The sequence below is a fragment of the Gaetbulibacter sp. M240 genome (assembly GCF_043876815.1).
In the GTDB taxonomy this organism is placed as follows: Bacteria; Bacteroidota; Bacteroidia; order Flavobacteriales; family Flavobacteriaceae; genus Gaetbulibacter_A.
Genome location: NZ_JBAWKA010000002.1, coordinates 718,983 through 734,557, shown reverse-complemented (window position 1 = coordinate 734,557; position 15,575 = coordinate 718,983). Strand labels below are relative to the sequence as shown.

At 36.3% G+C, this 15,575-nt stretch carries 16 protein-coding genes; 2 read left to right on the top strand and 14 right to left on the bottom strand.

The window, feature by feature from the left end; all coding sequences use genetic code 11:
- Positions 1-192 precede the first annotated feature (192 nt).
- The 11 genes from V8G61_RS08860 to nudK form a co-directional block, all read right to left on the bottom strand.
- On the bottom strand, positions 193-1,407 hold the full coding sequence (locus V8G61_RS08860) for a primase-helicase family protein (RefSeq protein WP_394875203.1): 1,215 nt from the start codon (positions 1,405-1,407) through the stop codon (positions 193-195).
- 7 nt (positions 1,408-1,414) lie between these two features.
- Positions 1,415-1,699, bottom strand: a complete 285-nt coding sequence (locus V8G61_RS08855) for a helix-turn-helix transcriptional regulator (RefSeq protein ID WP_394875202.1) — start codon at positions 1,697-1,699, stop codon at positions 1,415-1,417.
- A 111-nt stretch (positions 1,700-1,810) separates the two neighbouring features.
- On the bottom strand, positions 1,811-2,818 hold the full coding sequence (locus tag V8G61_RS08850; RefSeq protein ID WP_394875201.1) for a hypothetical protein: 1,008 nt from the start codon (positions 2,816-2,818) through the stop codon (positions 1,811-1,813).
- Between the two features lie 2 nt (positions 2,819-2,820).
- The gene (locus V8G61_RS08845) at positions 2,821-3,945 is read right to left on the bottom strand and encodes a tyrosine-type recombinase/integrase (protein ID WP_394875199.1); all 1,125 of its coding nucleotides are present in this window, start codon (positions 3,943-3,945) and stop codon (positions 2,821-2,823) included.
- A 177-nt stretch (positions 3,946-4,122) separates the two neighbouring features.
- Positions 4,123-5,511, bottom strand: a complete 1,389-nt coding sequence (gene mnmE / locus V8G61_RS08840) for a tRNA uridine-5-carboxymethylaminomethyl(34) synthesis GTPase MnmE (RefSeq protein WP_394875198.1) — start codon at positions 5,509-5,511, stop codon at positions 4,123-4,125.
- A gap of 3 nt (positions 5,512-5,514) precedes the next feature.
- Positions 5,515-6,354, bottom strand: a complete 840-nt coding sequence (locus V8G61_RS08835) for a S1 RNA-binding domain-containing protein (protein WP_394875197.1) — start codon at positions 6,352-6,354, stop codon at positions 5,515-5,517.
- A 78-nt stretch (positions 6,355-6,432) separates the two neighbouring features.
- The gene (locus V8G61_RS08830) at positions 6,433-6,774 is read right to left on the bottom strand and encodes a DUF2853 family protein (protein WP_394875196.1); all 342 of its coding nucleotides are present in this window, start codon (positions 6,772-6,774) and stop codon (positions 6,433-6,435) included.
- Positions 6,775-6,814: 40 nt separating this feature from the next.
- Positions 6,815-8,575, bottom strand: a complete 1,761-nt coding sequence (menD, locus tag V8G61_RS08825; RefSeq protein ID WP_394875195.1) for a 2-succinyl-5-enolpyruvyl-6-hydroxy-3-cyclohexene-1-carboxylate synthase — start codon at positions 8,573-8,575, stop codon at positions 6,815-6,817.
- 48 nt (positions 8,576-8,623) lie between these two features.
- On the bottom strand, positions 8,624-9,754 hold the full coding sequence (locus tag V8G61_RS08820) for a chorismate-binding protein (RefSeq protein WP_394875193.1): 1,131 nt from the start codon (positions 9,752-9,754) through the stop codon (positions 8,624-8,626).
- Entirely contained in the window at positions 9,751-10,179 is a 429-nt protein-coding gene (locus V8G61_RS08815) for a PaaI family thioesterase (protein WP_394875192.1), read from the bottom strand. The genes V8G61_RS08820 and V8G61_RS08815 overlap by 4 nt, the downstream gene beginning before the upstream one ends.
- Positions 10,180-10,272: 93 nt before the next feature.
- Positions 10,273-10,857: a GDP-mannose pyrophosphatase NudK gene (gene nudK, locus V8G61_RS08810; RefSeq protein ID WP_394875190.1), complete on the bottom strand. Its 585-nt coding sequence runs from the start codon at positions 10,855-10,857 to the stop codon at positions 10,273-10,275.
- A gap of 111 nt (positions 10,858-10,968) precedes the next feature.
- Between nudK and V8G61_RS08805 the strand changes: the two genes are divergently transcribed.
- Together V8G61_RS08805 and V8G61_RS08800 are read left to right on the top strand one after the other, a co-directional pair.
- Positions 10,969-11,751 (top strand): MBL fold metallo-hydrolase, encoded by a 783-nt coding sequence (locus V8G61_RS08805; protein WP_394875188.1) that lies wholly within the window; start codon positions 10,969-10,971, stop codon positions 11,749-11,751.
- 66 nt (positions 11,752-11,817) lie between these two features.
- The gene (locus V8G61_RS08800; RefSeq protein ID WP_394875186.1) at positions 11,818-12,063 is read left to right on the top strand and encodes a hypothetical protein; all 246 of its coding nucleotides are present in this window, start codon (positions 11,818-11,820) and stop codon (positions 12,061-12,063) included.
- 50 nt (positions 12,064-12,113) lie between these two features.
- Here V8G61_RS08800 and ettA read toward each other — a convergent pair whose 3' ends face one another.
- The 3 genes from ettA to V8G61_RS08785 all read right to left on the bottom strand — a co-directional run bounded on the left by ettA (position 12,114) and on the right by V8G61_RS08785 (position 15,420).
- Positions 12,114-13,805, bottom strand: a complete 1,692-nt coding sequence (gene ettA, locus V8G61_RS08795) for an energy-dependent translational throttle protein EttA (protein WP_394875185.1) — start codon at positions 13,803-13,805, stop codon at positions 12,114-12,116.
- Entirely contained in the window at positions 13,805-13,987 is a 183-nt protein-coding gene (locus V8G61_RS08790; protein WP_394875183.1) for a CAL67264 family membrane protein, read from the bottom strand. The genes ettA and V8G61_RS08790 overlap by 1 nt, the downstream gene beginning before the upstream one ends.
- A gap of 203 nt (positions 13,988-14,190) precedes the next feature.
- Entirely contained in the window at positions 14,191-15,420 is a 1,230-nt protein-coding gene (locus V8G61_RS08785; protein ID WP_394875181.1) for an OmpA family protein, read from the bottom strand.
- Between the last annotated feature and the right edge of the window lie 155 nt (positions 15,421-15,575).

The window sequence follows — 15,575 nt, the reverse complement described above, 5'->3', positions numbered from 1 at the left end:
GATTTGTTTTTAATTTTTTTTGATGATTTGATGACGAACTACTGTTAACCCTTATAAATACAAGTGATTCACGTGTCATCATTTTTTCATCAATCATCAAAAGTGTTTTTTTACAGTCATCACTTTATTTTTGATGATATTTTGATGACAACTTTGATGACATATTATTTAATTGATTTTTAGTTAGTTATATTAACTTGTCATCATTTCATCAAAAATTTCAGTAATCATTTTTCTTTCAATAGCATAGTACCGCCCTTTTCGATCAATTTGAACAAATTCACCATAACTGGTGTATTCAAATCCTTGATATGCATTAGAATTATCAGAAGGAGATAAATTCCATTTGTGTTTTAAAATTTTTCGAACTTCGTTCACCTCAAGTGTTAACCGTCTCGCCTTACTTAAAATGGCAACGACTTCCCTGGGAGTTACTTTTATCTGGTCGTCGGATATAGAATCAAAGATCTCGTAGAAAAGCTCTACCATCTCTTTTTCAATAACATTATTGTTGAGCCACATGAGCTTCAAAAGTGCTTTTGTTTTTATCTGATCAGAAGTAAACCACATCCTTGATTTCTTTCGAGTTGAAAAAGGTCTATCGATAAGAAATTGAAGAAAGGCAGGGATTTCCCGGATAAGTTTGGAAAGGTATTCAGTATCCTCATTTTTAAAGGGTGGAATTTTTCGGACCCAGAACCTAATTTCATTAGAGTCAATTAATATAAAAGTATCTTCATTGTTGCTGCATAGAATAAATTTTCCAAAGAATTCTATTTCTTCTCTGTCTTTTCCTTTGGCCTCAACCTTATCCTTATCTGTAGTACTTAGGTATTTTAAGCGTTCTGTGATTTCTTTTTTATCGAAAAAAACTTCATCAACCGCGATGATTGTTTTTGAAGCCCAATCCGCGTTAAATTGAGATGAAAAGCTATCACCCTTAATGTAGGTCATGTTTTGGCTAAAAATGGCTTTAAGCCATTTTATGAAAGTACTTTTTCCTGTGCCACGTTCCTTACTTACCAAACATAAAATTGGTAAAATCTGAGTTGGATATAAGTAAATGATTTTTAGATAGTCTAGTCCTAATTCTTTTTGTTTTCCAAAAATATGTTCGACAAATTCAATAGAAGTCTTGACACTTCCTTTTTTTGGTTTCAATGGCAATTCATGATACGTATTGTAAAAACTACCTATTTGTTGTTGGAAATTTATGTGATCCGGAATACAACAAAACCCATCCAGTTTTGGGATTTTTGAAAGGTAGCTTTTACCGTGATCAGCAATGATCGTCTCCTTGTTCCAGGGAACCATTACCGATACAGTATCACCTGAAATTAATGGTCTATCTAGATCCTTATAATATCTAGTTCCTAATCTTTTGTATGGGATTACATCTTCAGACATAGTACTACTATTTTTTATTTTTTAGTACGTAATCCAAAGATTTACTTTGAATTTCAGAGGTAGATTTACTCTTATTCTGAAGTAGCCAATCATCCAACTTTTCTTTATCAAAAAAGATAATTTTACCATTAGGTTTTGAAAAAGGAATTTGGCCAGTAGAAGTTAATTTATAGAGGTAGCTTCGGGAAATGCCTGTATAATCACAAGCTTCGTCGAAGGTAAGTACCTTTTTATTCGAAACCAGGAGCTTTTCTATCCGCTCTAAACGTTCATTCAATTGTAAATTGTCCATATTAATTGTTTTATCAATTATGAACAATTAGCGCTAATTGTTTCTTTTGTTAAGAATTCGTGAACAAAGGAAAAGAAAATAAATAGTAGGATGTTAAGGTTGTTATGAACCTTAACCTTTTTTTGCTGAAAGCAAGGAATTGGTTATTAAATCTTCATCTTTTGGAAGCATTTGTCCTCTAGATTTAGATGCATAAATAGATTTAGCATTTATAAATCCATTTTTGTTTTTGATTTTCTTGCTAATTTCGATAGTCGTAAAAGGAATTTTTATATTGAAAAACTTATTTAAACAATCTACAAAACAATAGAACTGGAGATTATCCATATTAAGGTTTAAAATCTCCTCATGAGAATCCCAATCGCATTTAAATACTTTAAGAAATCCATTTTCACATATCTCGTTTAAATTAATGAACTCACATCTCTCTAACTCACGATATATTCTTTTTAATTTTTCCTCTTTAACAGAAATATTAAAATTGTTTTTGACCATTTCTGATTGAACCTCACATAAATCCTCTATCCTTTCTTCAATTTGGTCGAGTGCTAACAATAACTTTTGTTCAAACTCATTAAATGCTTCAATTACACACAAATAAAAATAAATTTGAGACCCCTCAATATTTATTGAATTATCATTTAAATGAAACTCGATAATAGCTTTAATAGATTCTATTTGTTGAAAAAAATTATGCTTAATGTTTGTAGAAAAACTTCTAAGTTTCTGAATATGTGCTTCTTTCACAAGTTCATCTGTTGATTTCAAATAATCAACAAAGTCAATTAATTCCTTGGAACAATTAAATTTCAAATAATCATGTACTTCTTGTTTAAAGGGAATAAAATTTGAATCATAACTGAAAATAAATTTGGGATCCTCAAATAGGTAATAGTCATTTTTAATAAAAAGAAGTTTTAATTTTTCAAAATCTATAGAATGTAATGGGATTTCACTTAGTAAATCCATTACTAATTGAGTGAATTGAAACTCATTGAATTCTGATAAATAATTTTTAATTTTAATACTGTCAGAGGATTTATGGCCTCGTGAATCAAAAAACTCTTTCAGATATTTTTCATTATGGTTTTTTTTGAAATAAGAATAGACTATACTCATGATCAAACTTTTAATTCGGGGATAATATTTGCAGCTTCCTTCATTTTTTTATCAATGATTTTAGCATAGATCTCAGTAGTTCTAATTTCTTTATGGCCTAGCCGCTTTGAAACCGTATAAATATCAGCGCCATTCTCCAGGAGTAACACTGCATTAGTGTGTCGCGCACTATGAAATGTTATATGTTTAGTTAAACCTGCACGCATACACCATCGTAAAATTTCCGCATTAAAATGAGCACCATATTTTAATCCCGTAAATACCCTCTCAGATTCGGATTGTCTTTTCCCTAATAATTCCCGGGCTTGATCCGAAATATATAAGTATTCCTGTCCATCAGTTTTCTGTTGCCTAAAAATTATTCTGGATCCGGAATCTTCATCGCGTACTTCGGACCAGGTCATATTATTTATGTCACTCCATCGCAATCCCGTTAAGCAACTGAAAATAAAAGCGTTTTTTAAAATCTCATATTTACATTTGGCTTTAGTTAATGCCTGAAGTTCAGAATACGTTAGGTATTCTCTTTTTGACTCTCCCTGGTCAAATCCCTTTACACTTTTGAGAAGATTTTTTTCTAAGTAACCGTTTTCATAAGCTTCCTTTAAAGCAGCTTTAAATTTGTTGAAGTAAGAGTATTTTGAATTTTGAGATAGTTCTAAGTTACTTTTAGTTCTTGCCCCAGTATCAAGATATTTTTTAAATCCCTTAATGAAATTTTCATTAATATCCTTGAAGGTAGTGCTTGGGTGACAATATTTTCTGAGATGTTTGAGAGCCGCATCCCAATTTCCGTAGTTTCCTTTGCTATTATACCGTTCCTCTTTAAGTTGTTCAAAATAATCAAGAAACCTAATTTTAGACTTTCTGGCATTCTTAATTTGGTATTTACCTTGAATAACATCGGCTTTTCGGATGGCCAAGATCTCTTCAGCTAGCTTTAGGGTTTCCTGATCTTTTAATTTATCCTGTGAAGATGGGTTTTGTGAAATGTAAAGCTCTAAATATTCAAATTCACGCTGATGCTTTCTTTTTCCATTTTTATCTACATAGGATCCTTTATAGAATTCAAGATAAAGGCTAACTAAGCCATTTTTCAGCTTCTTTTGCTTGAGGGAAATTTTCATAAGTAGGTTTTTTACATCTTTTGTACACCTTTCAAAATATTTAAATCACTAAGTGTACATAAGGTGTAATAAAAGTATAAAAATAGGATATTAAAAGAAAATAAAACGGACTATTTTTTTACCTAAATATTTGAATATCAAATAAAAACAATCAAAAGAAGTTAAAAGAAAATAGGTTTACTTTCCAATACAAAAATTCGCAAAGATATTACCAAGCAGATCATCGGAAGTAATCTCTCCGGTTATCTCTCCAAAATGGTATAAGGCTTGACGGATGTCTATCGCCAATAAATCACCGGACAAACCGGATTCTAAACCGTTCTTAACTTTTGAGACCTCTTCTAATGCTTTTAGAAGCGCATCATAATGACGCGTATTCGTAACAATCGTATTGTTGTTTTTAAGCGCCCCTGTGTTTACAAAACTTAGTAATTTATCCTGAAGTTCATCAACTCCAAAGTTTGTTTTCGCCGATATCAGTTCGACTTCCGGAATTTGAGATTCCAGATCAGCTTTTTGCTTATCATTGATCGTGTCAACCTTATTAGCTAAAACAATCAATGGTTTTTGAGGATATTTATTCTTGATCTTTTCGATCTCAACTTTAAATGTGGCTTTTTCTTCCGAAAAGGATCCGGCATCAAACAAATAAATGACCACCTGAGCTTGATCGATTTTCTCAAAGGTCTTTTTGATACCGATGCTTTCCACCACATCCTGCGTATCTCGAATTCCGGCTGTATCTATAAACCTGAACCCTATACCTCCTATCGAAATTTCATCTTCAATCGTATCCCTGGTAGTTCCTGCAATTTCAGAAACGATGGCGCGATCTTCATTTAATAAAGCATTTAAGAGGGTTGACTTCCCTACGTTCGGCTCCCCAACGATAGCCACGGGAATACCATTTTTTATCACGTTTCCTACTGCAAAGGAATCTATAAGGCGCTTCAAAACAAAACTGATGCGTTCGATCAAAGCTTTAAATTCACTGCGGTCCGCAAATTCAACATCTTCTTCAGCAAAATCCAATTCTAATTCGATGAGTGAAGCAAAATTCAAAAGCTCTTCACGGAGTTTTGCGATCTCCGAAGAAAAACCACCACGCATTTGCTGCATGGCAATTTGATGGGAGGCCTCATTATCACTGGCAATCAGATCAGCCACAGCTTCAGCCTGACTTAGATCCAACTTACCATTTAAAAAAGCCCGCAAGGTAAACTCACCCGCTGATGCCATACGGCAGCCTTTTCGTAAAAAAAGTTGAATTATTTCCTGTTGAATATAACTTGAACCATGACAAGAGATCTCAATCACATCTTCTCCGGTATACGAGTTGGGGTTCTTAAATACAGAAACCAAAACTTCATCAATAGTGCGTTTATCATCAATGATGTGCCCCAAATGAATGGTATGTGTTTTTTGATCGATCAATTTTTTTCCGGATACCGATCTGAAATGACTATCGGCTATAGCAATGGCTTGGGGTCCGGAGAGCCTGAGCACAGCAATAGCTCCCGCTCCCGAAGGTGTCGCTAAAGCAATTATAGTATCCTGATTGATCATTTTTTATTCGGAATCTTTTAAATATATACCGTCCGACTTGATGTCGATCAAACGTTGCTTGTAGAGCGTTCCGATAGCTTTTTTAAAATTCTTTTTACTCATTTGAAGCTGCTGCTTGATCTCCTCCGGACTGGATTTATCATTTAAACTTAAATATCCTTCATGATCGCCTAATTCCTGCATGATCCTATCAGCATTAGGTTCAATACTACGGTACCCTATTTTTTCAAGAACAATATCGAGCTTATTCCCAGGACGGATCTTTTTGACATAACCCTTCAATTTATCTCCCACACTAATATCCTTGAAAATTTCATTTTTATGAATAAGTCCTGCATGGGATTTATTTACAATAACATTCCATCCAATATCTGAGGGATGAGAGGCAATCAGATCTACTTCTTCAAATTCCTTAACTGTGAGATCTTTATTATCTAAAAAATGGTTCGTTTTACTGGAAGCCACCAACCTGTTTGTTTTTTCGTCCAGATAACAATGCACCAAATACCAGCCCCCAGCTTTCATTTTAAAGGCCTGCTCCTGAAACGGACAAAACAATTCTTTAGCCAGTCCCCAATCTAAAAAGGCGCCATATTCCGTAATCTGACTACAACGCAATAGACCAAATTCACCACGCATAATGTATGGTGTTTCCGTGGTTGCAACCGGACGCTCTTCATGATCCAGATAAACAAAAACATCAATTTTATCCCAAATCTGAAAAGACTCAGGGACATATTTATTGGGTAATAACACCTGGTTATCATCATCATCTATCAAATACACACCGTGGTCAGTCTCCCTAAGTATCTCTAAAGTATTACGTTGTCCTAATTCTATCATGCCGCAAAGGTAATCATAATCCGTTTTGAAAAACAAAAAAGCACTACAATTCTGTAGTGCCTTTTAATCGATTTCAGCTTATAGATAGACCGATTCCTTATTGAAATGAAGAGTCAGTAAATAATAAATAACTGCCCGATATTTATTACGATTTGACTGGCCATAAGCTTCCATAATTTTAGCTATTGTAGTATCTAAAACTGATGTGTCTTCCAAACCTAGTTTCCCTATTAAAAAGTTTGTTTTAACCCGATTTAATTCTGACGGATCAGATCCCGACACCGTTGCTGCATCGGGTTTATAAATAGACGGTCCTAGGCCAATAGTGACCTTGGTTAAAAGTTCCATATTGGGCTTTACATTAAATTTTTCCTGCAATTCAGCAGCGTATCTTTGAATGAGTACTTCGCGTTGATTCATTTTTTTATAATTTTTGATTGATGGGATGATATGACATTAATTATTTAATAAAGTCGAAATAATCCAATAAAACAGAATCATTTAGAGTTCTTGGCGTGAAGATTTCAAGTAACTGTGGTTCTGTATTGGATTCATAAAACGAGGCCAGTTCCTTTTGAAGACCTTCCTCAGAATCGGCCTTTCGATAACCAATACCATAGGTTTTACATATATGTTCTGCGGTAAGCTGGTGGGTGGTTTCGAAATACGTATCAAAATTCGCAGTATTTTTTTGGCCCGGTAAAATCCTGAAAATACCTCCACCATTATTATTTAATAGAATTATTTTAAAATTCTTTGGTATATAGTTATTCCACAAGGCATTACTATCATAAAAGAAGCTCAGATCCCCAGTTACAAGTATGGTAGGAAGCTCACTTTGAACCGCATATCCAATGGCCGTAGAGGTACTGCCATCAATGCCACTCGTTCCACGATTACAAAACACATTTATAGATTTATCTATTTGGAATAGTTGGGTATAACGAATGGCGGAACTGTTGGCGACTTGTAGATTACTATTTTTAGGGAGACCTTTGATAATATGGTGAAATACCAGAAAATCACTATACGGAATACTTTTTATATAGGCATTATGACGCTCTAGGCGGAACTTGTTTATAGGGCTCCAAGTTGGATAATAAGTCGCTTTCTCAATGGGCTCCACCTGCGTTAAAAAAGCCTCAAAGAACAGATTCGGTGTCATTTTGATATGTCTGTTCAAACTAAAAAACGTATCGTTCGCATGATGTGCACCAATATGCCAATGTTGTTGTGGTTTATTTTTTCGCAACAAGGCTTTTATACGCTTTGAAACGATAAGACCACCAAAGGTCAATAAAATATCCGGACTCAGTTTAGCGCGTTCATCCTCCGTAAGCGGAGTTACAAATTGATCGATACATGGAAAGAATTTTTCGTGATGTATATTAGATGTTGTTTCAGTTAGAACAACAACGCTTGGATCATTTGCAAAGTAGTTTAACCATTTTTCATCGATACCTTCCGGCGTATTAACACCTACAAGGATCATTTTTTTGGAAGCCGAATTCCAATCTGAGACACAGGTCTCCAGAACATCAGGATCTAAAACACCATCAGGAGCTTTAAATACCGTCTTTTCCGGTGAAACCGAAAGCGCATCAACAGTCTCATAAAGCGGTTCATCAAATGGAATATTTAAATGTACCGGCCCTGATTCATGGTACGCCGTATGAAGTGCCATGTTTATGGCGTTTTCATTAAAGTATTGCACCTTATTTTGAAGATGCTCGGGATCATCCAATTCGGAGGTTGATAAGTCTCCAGCTACTTGTAACGATTTAACCTTTAAGGTTTTATCGCGATTGATATCTAACTTCAAGACCGCTGAATACCGAATATGGTTTTTAAAAACATGAGGCTGATTGATGGTTTGACCATCACCAATCCCAATAAGATGCTCCGGACGGTCGGCAGAAAGAACCACCAAAGGTATGTTGCTAAAATAAGCTTCCGCTACAGCAGGATAATAATTAAGCACCGCACTACCCGAAGTGCAAACCACTGCCGTGGGCTTATTTAAATTCTGAGCCATTCCTAAAGCAAAAAACGCTGCAGATCGCTCATCAATAATACTATAACATGAAAAATAAGGATCGTGCGTAAACCCAATAGTTAAGGGCGCATTACGGCTACCCGGGGAAATTATGATATGACGAATTCCGTGTTTTTTACAAAGTTCAATAACCGTTTGTGCTAAAGGAATTTTTGAGTATATCATCTATAGAAATTGTATTGCAAAAATACAAAATCAGCCTCTAAACAGCAATTACAAAACCGATTTAATAACCTTAGCTTTTGCAACCGTTTCCTCCCATTCTTCCTCAGGATCGGAAAACACCGTAATTCCGCCTCCAACGTATATCATAGCCTTCGAATCTTCTAAAGACATGCATCTTAAATTAACGTATAATTGGGTGCTGGTACTGGTGGTTTCAAAGGCCCGGGTTTCAATATTTCGCTTTGCCCTACGTGGCGATCTAACACTTTCGAGATTCAATTCACCTAAAAAACCGGTATAAAAATTACGGTCATAATTTTCGTGCTCTAAAATAAATTGTTTCGCTTTATCTTTAGGCAATCCGCAAACGGCAGGTGTTGGATGCAAATGAAATAAAAAATCCTTCAGACTGAAAATTCCATTTTTTAGGTTGCCCCAAATTTTAGTTTTTAAGTGCAGTAAATTAGCTGCTTTTACAGTTTGTACCTCGGAGAGCTGAATGTTTTCAACCGAGGCTTTAATACGATCTACAATATAATCCGTCACATATTGTTGTTCCTGCAGCTCTTTATCTCGCCAGGCCACCTCTAAAGTCCCATTATAGCTTTGCGTTCCCGCCAAGGCCATAATAGAAAAATGATTTCCTTCCAACTTTACTAAAGTTTCTGGCGTAGCACCCAGCCACAACCCAATTTCAGGGTGGTACCAGCAATACACAAACGCTGACGTGTATTTATTTAAAAGACTTGTGAAAATCTGGAAAGGATCATGATCTTTTAGAAGCACCTCCTCTTTCCGTGATAATACAATTTTCTTAACATCGGTAAGTTCAATAAAGGCCTTGCCCTTTTCAATAAGATCAATATGTGCCTTTTTTAGAGCCTCATTTGTGGGTTCTTGAACATCGTTCTTATTTAGAGCTAAATCAGAAGCCATACCTTCAAATTCTTCACAAAAAATATGGTCAGAATCTTTTAAGGGTAGTAGAATGGTTTTATTCCTGGAATCAAATGGTGAAAACACAAAACCCATTTCAGAAAAATCGCTTGTGGTAAACAAGCTGTCCATGCGTTGCAATAAACCCTGAAGTCTTTTTTGATTGGGCTTCCTATAAATTACGAACGGCAAATCTTGGTCAAACTGATCTTTAAAGCGCTCAAAGAATGCCTCTAAATTCATACCTTTCTTTTTGGTAAAGAGATCGTTGATAATTTACAAATAGATATAGTATTTCCGTCTTCATCAGTGACCTTAATATCAAACAATTGTGTGGTTCTTCCTTTATGCATAAAACAGGCCGTGGCATAAACATATCCTGTAGAAACAGATTTAATATGATTTGCAGAGATCTCCAAACCACGAATAAATAGTTTTTCGGAATCCAAAAAAATGTGACTGGCGAAACTACCCACGCTCTCAGCCAAAGCTACTGTAGCGCCCCCATGCAAAACGCCATCAGGCTGATGCACTTTAGGCCCAACTGGCATTTTAGCGGTTAACCAATCTTCTCCAATATCAATCAATTCAATGCCTAAAGTTTCCATGAGTGTATTTTTACTCATCAGATTGGCACGTTCTAAGATCTGTTTTTTTGATAAAGACATGGTTTTCTCTTTCTGTTTTAAGGGTCACAAAAATACGAAATAACACCGAAATGTACCGTGTTATTTAGGAATTGATTGCGACAAATTTAGAAATCAATCCAGAAGTTTTTGAATTTGTAAATACTGTAATAAAACAATGGTTCTGGTATCCTGAATTTGCCCGGAATTAAGCATTTCCAAAGCCATTTTAAATGGCAACTCTAGAACCTCAATGTCTTCCGCTTCACTATCAAGACCACCTCCGGAGCTTACTTTCATAGCATCGGTATACTCCCCAACAAAAAAATGCATTTTTTCTGTCATGACCCCTGGAGACGAATAGGCCTCGTATACTTTGGTCACCGTATCAAGGCGGTATCCAACTTCTTCTTCGGTTTCCCTAATAATGCAAGCTTCCGGATTGTCTTTATCTAGTAATCCAGCACAGACCTCGATCAAAAAACCATCAGGATTATCATTTTGATAGGTAGGCATCCGAAATTGTTTTATCAGAATAACCGTTTTTTTCGTTCTGTTATATAATAAAATACCGGCACCATCACCACGGTCATACACTTCTCGTACTTGATTTACCCAAGTTCCATTTTTCATGCGGTAATCAAAACTTAAACGTTTTAAAATATAGTAATGGTCAGATAATAGTCTGGATTTTATGTTTTTAATGCGATTTGAACTCATAATAGTAGGATTATAGATTACCTCTATAGATTGATAAAAATAGTTGAAAAGTTACATGTTTATATAATGAATAAAAAAATTATCTTTATAAGAAACCAAAAAACAATGAAGATGTATTTTAAAAAAATTGCCCTTTTCGTTTTAATTGCTAGTTTTTTCAACTGCAAACAAAAAACTACCGAAGCTGAGAAAACCAGTATGACCAACGAATCAGCAAAAATCGAAAACGCTGTTAACATTACACCTATCGAGCATGCTACATTTGTAATGACCTATAAAGACGCCGTTATTTACGTAGATCCTGTAGGTGGTGCTGAAGCTTTTAAAGGACAGCCAAAACCTAATTTAATATTGGTGACAGACATTCATGGCGATCACCTAAATGTAGAAACGCTAAAAGCTTTGGATGCACCGGTGGTAGCACCTCAGGCCGCAGTTGATCAAATGCCGGAATCTGCTAATATTAATAGTATGGTGTTGAATAATGGTGGTACAACAAATATGAATATTGGAGGCTCAACAATTACTTTAGAAGCAATTCCGATGTATAATTTACGTGAAGAAGCCTTAAAATTTCATCCTAAGGGTCGAGGAAACGGTTATGTAGTCACCTTAGGTGAAGATCGCATTTATATTTCTGGGGATACAGAGGATATTCCGGAAATGCGTAATCTTAAAGATATTGATATGGCCTTTGTTTGCATGAATTTACCTTACACCATGACGGTGGACAGTGCGGCCAGTGCTGTTCTTGATTTCAAACCTAAGAAGGTGTATCCTTATCACTATAGAGGAACGGGTGGTTTAAGCGATGTTTCTAAGTTTAAAACTTCAGTAAATAATGGGAACTCAAAAATAAATGTTGTGCAATTAGACTGGTATCCAAACAATTAATTTTTATTTCCATAAAAAATAGTATATTTGATTTTATACATTTATACTTAACAAACCTTACAAACCATGCCCCAAAATATTACTTTTTCGTTGTATGCGATCATGGATGAAAGCACCATAGTGACCTCGTTGATTATTGTGGTAATTTTCTTTGCCATTCTATTAATACTAGGTATCAGAAAATCATATCTCCTTAAAAAGGAAAACGAAAGGTTGGATGCTATTAATAAGCAGATTCTTGAAGATAACGAAGAGAATAAGCCCTATCGCGATTTTACCGAAGGACATCTTTATGGAAACGACAATAAATAAATAAAAACGCCTGCATGTTGCAGGCGTTTTTTTATTCATAAATTTTATAGTTAGCGCACGAGCTTTTTATATTTTATTCGCTTAGGCATAATATCTCCACCCAGACGTTTCTTTTTATTCTCTTCATATTCGGAGAATCCACCTTCAAAGAAATACACTTGACTATTCCCTTCAAATGATAATATATGCGTACAAATCCGGTCTAAAAACCAACGGTCGTGACTAATAACAACAGCACAGCCGGCAAAATTTTCTAAACCTTCTTCCAACGCACGAAGGGTATTAACATCAAGATCGTTTGTAGGCTCATCCAATAATAATACGTTGCCTTCCTCTTTTAAGGTCATTGCCAAATGCAAGCGATTTCGCTCACCTCCTGACAATAAGGACACTTTTTTATTCTGCTCACTTCCGGAAAAGTTAAAGCGACTCAAATAAGCTCTAGAATTTACTTGCTTACCTCCCATCATAATCAATTCCTGTTCATCACTAAAATTCTGCCAGATCGTTTTCTCAGGATCAATATTCGAATGACTCTGATCAACATAGGCGATCTTAGCCGTATCACCAACAATGAATTCACCCTTGTCAGGTGTTTCTTCTCCCATGATCATTCTAAATATTGTGGTCTTTCCGGCGCCATTGGGGCCAATAACTCCTACAATACCTGCCTGCGGTAAAGTAAAATTAAGATCGTCGTACAACAATTTGTCGCCATAGGCCTTACTAACATGTTTCGCCTCGATCACATTGGTCCCTAAACGTGGTCCGTTCGGGATGTATATTTCCAACTTTTCATCAAGTTGTTTCTGATCCTGACTCAATAATTTATCGTAATTCTTCAAACGTGCTTTTTGCTTGGTCTGTCGCCCTTTAGCACCTTGTCGTACCCATTCCAGCTCACGTTCCAAAGTTTTTTGACGTTTCGAAGCCGTTTTACTCTCCTGAGCCAAACGTTTTGATTTTTGATCTAACCACGATGAATAATTTCCTTTCCAAGGAATACCTTCCCCCCGATCTAATTCAAGGATCCAACCGGCTACATTATCTAGAAAATACCGGTCGTGCGTCACCGCGATAACCGTTCCTTTATATTGTGCTAAATGATGTTCTAACCAGTGTACGGATTCGGCATCCAAATGGTTTGTAGGCTCATCCAGTAACAATACATCCGGTTCCTGCAACAGCAAGCGACATAAAGCTACGCGGCGCCGTTCTCCACCCGAAAGTACACCTATCTTTTTATCACCTTCAGGAGTGCGCAAAGCGTCCATGGCAATTTCTAATTTGGTATCCAGTTCCCAGGCATTCGCCGCATCAATTTGGTCCTGAAGCACCGCTTGGCGCGCCATCAGTTTTTCCATTTTATCAGGATCAGAATATACTTCCTCCAACCCAAACTGATCATTAATTTTATTGTATTCATCAAGAATAGCAACAGTTTCGGCAGCACCTTCCTTAACTACATCCATCACGGTTTTCTCGTCGTCCAACTCCGGCTCCTGCTCCAATAAGCCCACCGTGTAATCCTGTGAAAACACAACATCACCCTGATAGTTCTTATCTCTACCGGCAATAATTTTTAACAAAGTCGACTTCCCGGAACCATTCAAACCTAAGATCCCGATCTTAGCGCCATAGAAAAAACTTAAATAAATATTCTTAAGCACTGGCGTGTTAGCACTTTGAAACGTTTTGGTTACTCCCGACATCGAGAAAATAACCTTCTTATCATCACTCATTATACGCGTCCTTTTAAAGCATTAAACACCCAGGCAATAGCAAAAAAGCCAATACCCACAGAGGCAAATCCCCAGCCTGCAACCTCGTCGTAACGAAAGGCGCCAAGGGCGATCAATATTAAACCTTCAATAATCATAATCCATGTGGCCCAAGCCAAAACCGTATTTTTATTCATTGCCATAATAATTCTTTTCTTTTTTAGGGCGCACCCACGCTTTTGGCGTGGTCAGGCTATTCGCTTTATCTTTTTTAAGGCAGAAAAAGCCTAAAAAAAGGATATCGCTGCTATCCTTTGCGCGGTTGGAAACACAAATATCGTATTTTTAAACAAAAAAAGCATCCTCAAAATGCGGATGCTTTATTATTTATAAACTTTACTAGATTTTAAAAACTTAGAATCTTAAATTCAGCTCGGCGATTTAGGCGATGTTTAGCTTCCGAACACGGCGTGTTGTCATCACATTCATTGATCAGGTTTGATTCCCCATAAGCTTTACCAACCAATTCATCGGAAGATATACCTTCATTCTCCAAATAATCTAAAACCGATTGTAAACGCCTTTCCGAGAGTTTTAAATTATAGGCGTCCGAACCTCGCGAGTCGGTATTAGCCCCTATTTCAAGTACCAATCCCGGATGCGCTTTAAATATCGCCATAAGGTCCTCAAGTGTTTTTCTTGAAGATTGCGTTAAAAACGATCGGTCAAAATCAAAATAAATAGGCTCCAAAGCTTCCAGCTGATTCTCAATTTCTTTACGTTCCTTCTCACGAGCTTCTTCCCTTGCTTTGCGCTCTTGTTCAAGTCTTTCAGCTTCTTTTTTTCTAGCCTCTTCTTGTGCACGTTTATAAGCCTCTTCTTTAGCCTTTAACACCTTAAATACAGAATCTTTTATACGTTCATTTTCCTTTTGAATGTATTCAATTTCAGCTAATTTCTTTTCTCCTTTTTTGCTCAGATCCTTCTCATAATTAAAACGGTATACCACGCCGGCTGCGTGTTGGATATGGTCTGTCAAACCTGGATCCATGGTCCATTTTCCTGTCGTATTTATGTCCAGTCCCCAGCGGTCTGAGAACCAAGTTCTAAATCCAAAAATGGCATTATAGGTTGCTCGGGATTCCCCAACTGCAGTATTTACGCCTAGTCCAATACCAAGATACGGATCAAACCAGCCATTATCACCAATTATTTTTTTAAGGTCATAGCTTAAACGAGCATCAAAAGCCCAGTAGTTCTTTCCTTCCGGTAAGGGTAAACCACCTACTATTTTACCTCTTTTATAGCGGTTGTATGAAGCTATACCTTCAAGACCCAAACCACTTCGCCAGTATTTTCCTAAACTCAACCTTGAGGGATATGGTGCATAATTCCACCCCGAAGAAAGATCGAATACTTCTCCAATTCTGTCGTCAGAATCATCAACAATATTCATCCCTACACCAAATATCGAGCTGCTTACGATAACAGAATCTCTCTTGGTCAGCTCCGGAACTTCCGTAAGCAGGGAATCAAGAATAGCACTATTCGCATTTTCCAGATCCTGTGCGTGTATCAAACCGGAAAAAGAAAGAATAAATAAAGAGATATATAAAATCGTTTTACGACGTGTCATTTATATTAAGGGCTTAACAATTTAGCGGTTAAAAGTATCTAAATTGAGAGTCCTCAAGAAATATAAACTTCAAAGCGTACAAATTATCGATAATAGGCGAATGAATAAAGTGATGCCAAGTTTAAAACAAAATTATTCACTAACTCCTTTAGAAT

What these genes read in the sequence shown, in the direction of transcription:
- V8G61_RS08820 (WP_394875193.1), bottom strand. Translation starts at nt 9,754, where the DNA reads ATGAATTTAGAGGCATTCTTTGAGCGCTTTAAAGATCAGTTTGACCAA.
- nudK (WP_394875190.1), bottom strand. Translation starts at nt 10,857, where the DNA reads ATGAGTTCAAATCGCATTAAAAACATAAAATCCAGACTATTATCTGAC.
- V8G61_RS08790 (WP_394875183.1), bottom strand. Translation starts at nt 13,987, where the DNA reads ATGGCAATGAATAAAAATACGGTTTTGGCTTGGGCCACATGGATTATG.
- V8G61_RS08800 (WP_394875186.1), top strand. Translation starts at nt 11,818, where the DNA reads ATGCCCCAAAATATTACTTTTTCGTTGTATGCGATCATGGATGAAAGC.
- mnmE (WP_394875198.1), bottom strand. Translation starts at nt 5,511, where the DNA reads ATGATCAATCAGGATACTATAATTGCTTTAGCGACACCTTCGGGAGCG.
- V8G61_RS08830 (WP_394875196.1), bottom strand. Translation starts at nt 6,774, where the DNA reads ATGAATCAACGCGAAGTACTCATTCAAAGATACGCTGCTGAATTGCAG.
- V8G61_RS08855 (WP_394875202.1), bottom strand. Translation starts at nt 1,699, where the DNA reads ATGGACAATTTACAATTGAATGAACGTTTAGAGCGGATAGAAAAGCTC.
- ettA (WP_394875185.1), bottom strand. Translation starts at nt 13,805, where the DNA reads ATGAGTGATGATAAGAAGGTTATTTTCTCGATGTCGGGAGTAACCAAA.
- V8G61_RS08845 (WP_394875199.1), bottom strand. Translation starts at nt 3,945, where the DNA reads ATGAAAATTTCCCTCAAGCAAAAGAAGCTGAAAAATGGCTTAGTTAGC.
- V8G61_RS08850 (WP_394875201.1), bottom strand. Translation starts at nt 2,818, where the DNA reads ATGAGTATAGTCTATTCTTATTTCAAAAAAAACCATAATGAAAAATAT.
- V8G61_RS08815 (WP_394875192.1), bottom strand. Translation starts at nt 10,179, where the DNA reads ATGTCTTTATCAAAAAAACAGATCTTAGAACGTGCCAATCTGATGAGT.
- V8G61_RS08860 (WP_394875203.1), bottom strand. Translation starts at nt 1,407, where the DNA reads ATGTCTGAAGATGTAATCCCATACAAAAGATTAGGAACTAGATATTAT.
- V8G61_RS08835 (WP_394875197.1), bottom strand. Translation starts at nt 6,354, where the DNA reads ATGATAGAATTAGGACAACGTAATACTTTAGAGATACTTAGGGAGACT.
- V8G61_RS08785 (WP_394875181.1), bottom strand. Translation starts at nt 15,420, where the DNA reads ATGACACGTCGTAAAACGATTTTATATATCTCTTTATTTATTCTTTCT.
- menD (WP_394875195.1), bottom strand. Translation starts at nt 8,575, where the DNA reads ATGATATACTCAAAAATTCCTTTAGCACAAACGGTTATTGAACTTTGT.
- V8G61_RS08805 (WP_394875188.1), top strand. Translation starts at nt 10,969, where the DNA reads ATGTATTTTAAAAAAATTGCCCTTTTCGTTTTAATTGCTAGTTTTTTC.